Source organism: Nocardioides glacieisoli, assembly GCF_004137245.1.
GTDB lineage: Bacteria > Actinomycetota > Actinomycetes > Propionibacteriales > Nocardioidaceae > Nocardioides > Nocardioides glacieisoli.
Genome location: NZ_SDWS01000023.1, coordinates 1 through 4,805, shown reverse-complemented (window position 1 = coordinate 4,805; position 4,805 = coordinate 1). Strand labels below are relative to the sequence as shown.

Sequence of the window (4,805 nt, the reverse complement as noted above, 5' to 3'; positions counted from 1 at the left end):
GATCTGCTGCTTGCTGACGACGTACCACTCAACACCTCCATGACGGGGTGTTGCGACGACCGGTTGAATCCGCCCTGAACTCCCTTGTCCGAGTGCGCGATCACGCCGGTGGTGTCGCGTCCGGCGTGGGCGCGGGTCCACAAACCCATCTCGAGGGCATCCAGGGCCAGGTCGGTGCGCAGGCTCTTCGACAGCTGCCAGCCGACCACCCGGCGGGAGTAGACGTCGACGACGAACGCGGCATAGACCCACCCGGCGAAGGTGCGGCAGTAGGTGATGTCCGCGACCCACACCCGGTCTGGAGCCGGCGCCTGGAAGTCGCGGTCCAGCAGGTCGGGGCGGGTGTCGGGTCCACGGCCCGGGATCGTGGTGCGTGGTCCCTTGGCGCGGCTGATGCCGCGCAGCCCGTCGGCACGCATCAACCGGTGCACGGTGCACCGCGCGATCCGGTGCCCGCGACGGTTGAGCTCGGCGTGCATCTTCCGCACCCCATAGACCCCGTAGTTCTCGCTGTGTACCCGCCGAAGCACCTCCAGGTGCTGCTTGTCGGCGACCGCCCGCGCCGATGGTGGCCTGGTCTTGGCGGCGTAGTAGCTGCTCGGGGCGATCGGCATCCCGGCCCTGCGGAGGACCTTGCAGATCGGCTCGACCCCGAACTCCTCGCGGTGCTGGTCGACGTAGTCGACCAGCACCGTCGTGGTCACTTCAGCCTGCGGTCGAGCTCCGCCGCGGCGAAAAACGCTGACGCCGTCTTCAAGATCTCGTTCGCACGACGTAGCTCCTTGACCTCGCGTTCGAGCTCGACGATGCGCTGACCCTCGGCCGTCGTCACACCCGGCCGGTGGCCCTCATCGATCTCGGCCTGGGAGACCCAGTTGCGCAGCGTCTCGGGGTTGATCCCCAGCTGCTCACCGACACGACGCAGAGCGCCGGTCCTCGTCGCCGGATCACGCCGCAGATCGACGGCCATCCGGATCGCTCGCTCCCGAAGCTCCTCGGGATACTTCCTCGGTGCTGCCATGACTCTCATCCTTCCGTGGAATGAGAGCCTCCATCAGACCCGGCACGAGACACACCGAGACGCATGCGTGATGGTGGGGGAGGGGTGCCGGTCTGATGCTCAGAACGACGGCGTCCCGTGGGGAGCCCTTCGGGCGGCCGGGAAGGGTGTCGGAAGCCGTGATGATGACGGCGGCGTCAGGTTGAGCGTCTGTTGCAAGGCGGCTCGTTGAAGCGGGTTGCTGAACCGCGAAACGCGCTGCTTCGGGGCAGGCATGTTGGTCAAGTCGGTTAGCGTCCTCTCCAGTCGCGAGCGCCGGCCGACGCGGACGGGGCCGTCATGGTGGCGTGGGTGGGCGTCGATCAAGTTGCTGGCGCCGCGCAGAAGTTCGCGACGCAGTGCCTTGCCGAGGTTGTGTGTCACGTCGTGGGTGGCCCTGGCCAGCTCGACCATTTGCGTGGGTTGGAGCCGGATGCCGCCGCCGCGGTGCTCCATGCGACCGACCGCACTCGTGAGCTCGCTCTGCTGCCAAAAGCGGCGCCTGTTGGGCTCCTGGCCCGCCTGGACGTCAGCGAGGTGGCTGATCTGGGGTTGCAGCGCCGCCAGTACCTCGGCGCGCTCGTTGAAGAACGCTGCGAAGACTTCGGTCTTCGGGGAGTGGCCGGCAGCCCTCTCGAACGCTCGGCACAAGAAGAGCTGGCTGGCGGTGATCTGACGTGCTGAGTCGGCGGTGATCTCCGGTTCGTCGACGTAGAACGCGTCGTTTGCTCGCAGTGGACGCAGGAACTGGGCGAGCTGCTGCTGGGCGGCCGCGAGGTCCGCGGGAGTCGACACCATTGAAACCGGCTCGACCACCGTGGATGACGTCGACTGCTGGAATCGCGGGGTGGCCTCCTCAGGGCTCGCACTCGTGGCATGCCACGTGGCCACCCGAGCGGTCTGGGCGAGAACCATCCGCTTCTCATCCAGACCCATCGGGTAGTCCGGCCGCTGATGCTCAGCGAGCAGGCCCACCTCTTCGAGCCGGGAGTCGAGCACCAGGACCGCTTCGAGGGCGACGGCGACGTCGCGCATCACCCACCAGCCCGCCCCCGGGTCGGTGCGCCACGGTTGCTCCTCGGCAGCCGAAAGGGCGTGGGAGGCCGACAGCAACTCGACTGCCGCAGCACGCCACGACTCGACGGTCTGGTCATCGGAGGCTGGCGCGAGGTAGTCCGCGTGTCCCCGACGTTCGTCGAGCGGGAGGCTGGGAAGGGCGAAGGCGATGTTGTCCACCAGGGTCGCGAGCTTCGCGTCCAGTCCCGTCAGCGCAGGCTTGGGGGTCTGGACCGGTAGATGGTCCGCCGGTGGGTACGAGTTGTCCTGTCCGATGTCGTAGAGCCGCTGCCGCAGCGCGTCGACGACCGCTTCACGGCAGTGCAACAACTGGTCCACCGCGTGCTCGTCGGCCGGGATCGTGTCGTCGAGGATCAAAAAGTTGAGTGCGTGGGCTGCCTTCTCGGCGTGCCCGCTGTAGGTAGAGACGGTCATCGGGGACCACCGACCAGGACGGGATGAAGGCGAGTGATGTTCATGGGCGGAGAAGCAACCGGCGCAGGGCCGGATCGGACACGTCACACCATGCGCGTTGGAGGCGTTGCGGTGCAGACCTCGGTATTGGTCGAATTTGGCTAGCTGCCTGCCGTGGGCAACTCAGTGCGTTCGATGCGGTCGCGAAGAGCACGTAGTTGGTCCCAGACGATGCTGGATCAGCGCTTTGATCGAACGCCTGGCCACGTTCTAGAGCCATGAGCTCAAGCTGGACGAACAGGCTCTCCTTTCGCAGCTGAAAATTAGCCAACTCCAGTTCGCGGACTCGACCAGTCAGGTCCTCCAGGGCTGCCGCGACGTCGTCGCCGGTCGTGGTTTCGGATGGGTCACATCGACCCTTTCTTGATGGAAGGTGGACGAGAGGCCGGCGTTGGCGGGTGGTGGGTCGCGCCTTCGGCTGCGAGGGGGCTTGTGGTGGTGGTGCGACCGTCTGGTCCGTCACTGACGGCGGCCGCGCCGCGTCGCAGCAGTCTGAGAGCTGACTCCGTCCGGAGGCTGTGCTGGAGGCCTTGCGACTGCGCCAGGAGTGCGGTGAAGCACTGGTCGAGCTCTGCTAGCCCGGAACCGAGGTAGTCGATGTGCGCCGCGTCGTATCGGATCGGTCGACGCTGCCCGAAGTCAGTCAATTCGGCACGGGCCATGCCGAGGAAAGGCAGCACCGTGGTGTGTCCGGCCAGTCCGGTCGCGGCCTCGAGTGCCGCGAGCAGGGAGACCGCGTAGACGAACTCTGGGGTCTCGTCGTACACGCTGTCGGTGCTCACTGTGGACGCAGCAGACATCAGATGTGGTCCTTTCGTACGTCGCGGCGTGGGGCGACCCGGGCCGCCCAGTGAAACAGCTGCGGTGTCGGGGGTACCGCCAAACGGTGGAGAACCCTCTCGGTGGGCAGGCGGTGGAGAAGAACTGGACATCGACGCAGGCTCACAGAGACCGCCGGGATGGACGCCAGGTGTGGTCCGGTTTCTGCCCCAGGCACCGGGGGAGGTGCCGCAAGACACGTGGGGCGGGTAACGCGATCGCGGGCTGTTCCGACTGCCGTGCGGAGCCGCAGGGGTCTGTCGAGACGGATGGTCGAGAAACGATTAGCCGTAAAAAAGTTCCGTCCCACGACGTGACAGCTACTCGTCCTGAGCGACGTCATGCGAGCTGCGACCGGTGACGTAATCGATCCACATCTTTCCGACTTCCTTGGCGCGCTCAGGATTGGTGCTCCAAAGTACGGCTCGGCCGCGCCCGCCGGGGCGGCGCTCGTCGGGGGAGACGTCTGCAATGACGAGACCGAGGTCCTCGAGGATCGCGAGGTGCTTGCGGACCTGGCTCACGACTGTGCCTGTCGCATCGGCGAGCTCTCGGACGCCGAGGGGGCGCTCGGCTAGTTGTCTGAGGATCTCGGTACGGACGCTGTGCCCGATCGCGTCAATGATGACCTTCACCTCCGTCGGCATGTCGCGGGGTGCGGGCAACGACGGCATGGTGCGCATTGTGCCCGACACTCCACTTCCAAAAGGGTCGTGTTACACGTCCGTTCGTGTCATGATGAGGCTACCCCAAACTCCGGCGCGGGACGGGAACGACCCAACGGGTCACGCCGAAGGCTGATTCGGGTTTTCGGGCTGACAACAACGGACGCGGATGCCGCCGTTCGGGCGGAGAAGGTCACGTCCCGCTGAGTGGTGGAGTTCTCGACACCGTGCGGGTCAGTGGTTCTGATCATGCCGTCATGAGTTCGGGCTTGGCCACCTCCTCATCTGACTTGTTGGCCACCAGGGCCATTGAGCGTTCGGAGAGGTAGCGGCGTTCGGCGCTGACTTGCCATTCGTCGTGGGCCTCGACCAGGACGGCGCCGGCCAGGCGGAGCAGGGCTGCGGGGTTGGGGAAGACCCCGACGACGTCGGTGCGGCGCTTGACTTCCTTATTGAGCCGCTCGAGTGGGTTGGTCGACCAGATCTTCTTCCAGTGCGCGACCGGGAACCCGGCGAAGGCGAGGAGGTCGTGGTGGGCTTCGCGGAGCATCTGCTCGACCTTGGGCAGCTGCTTGCCCAGCATCGTGGCGATGACCTCGAACTGCTCGGTGACGTGCTCGGCGTCGGGCTGGGCGAAGATGGTGCGGATCGCGGCGGCGACCATCTCCTGGTTGCCCTTAGCCTCGATCCACCGATGAGGTTGGTCGGGTGAGCGTGCCGTGAAGTGAGAATGCCCTTACGTGCTGGAAGAA

Annotated in this window: 5 protein-coding genes, 1 pseudogene and 1 other annotated feature; all 6 genes and pseudogenes read right to left on the bottom strand. The window is 66.2% G+C overall.

All coding sequences use genetic code 11. From position 1 onward, the window contains the following. Positions 1-704: IS3 family transposase (locus EUA06_RS22140; protein ID WP_129479849.1), on the bottom strand; the 704-nt coding region annotated here is incomplete at its 3' end. Next, positions 600-743: a sequence feature (AL1L pseudoknot), on the bottom strand. It overlaps the preceding gene by 105 nt. Beyond that, a complete protein-coding gene (locus tag EUA06_RS22135) occupies positions 701-1,021 on the bottom strand; it encodes a transposase (protein ID WP_165354515.1) in 321 nt (106 codons plus the stop codon). It overlaps the preceding feature by 43 nt. The genes EUA06_RS22140 and EUA06_RS22135, both read right to left, overlap by 4 nt. 99 nt (positions 1,022-1,120) lie before the next feature. Then, entirely contained in the window at positions 1,121-2,530 is a 1,410-nt protein-coding gene (locus tag EUA06_RS22130; RefSeq protein WP_129479845.1) for a hypothetical protein, read from the bottom strand. Between the two features lie 386 nt (positions 2,531-2,916). Then, the gene (locus EUA06_RS22125) at positions 2,917-3,336 is read right to left on the bottom strand and encodes a hypothetical protein (protein WP_207208495.1); all 420 of its coding nucleotides are present in this window, start codon (positions 3,334-3,336) and stop codon (positions 2,917-2,919) included. A 372-nt stretch (positions 3,337-3,708) separates the two neighbouring features. Then, on the bottom strand, positions 3,709-4,062 hold the full coding sequence (locus EUA06_RS22120) for a winged helix-turn-helix domain-containing protein (RefSeq protein ID WP_242498327.1): 354 nt from the start codon (positions 4,060-4,062) through the stop codon (positions 3,709-3,711). Positions 4,063-4,300: 238 nt separating this feature from the next. Continuing rightward, a pseudogene (locus EUA06_RS22115) lies at positions 4,301-4,732 on the bottom strand (transposase); the annotation flags it as partial. Positions 4,733-4,805: the final 73 nt, after the last annotated feature.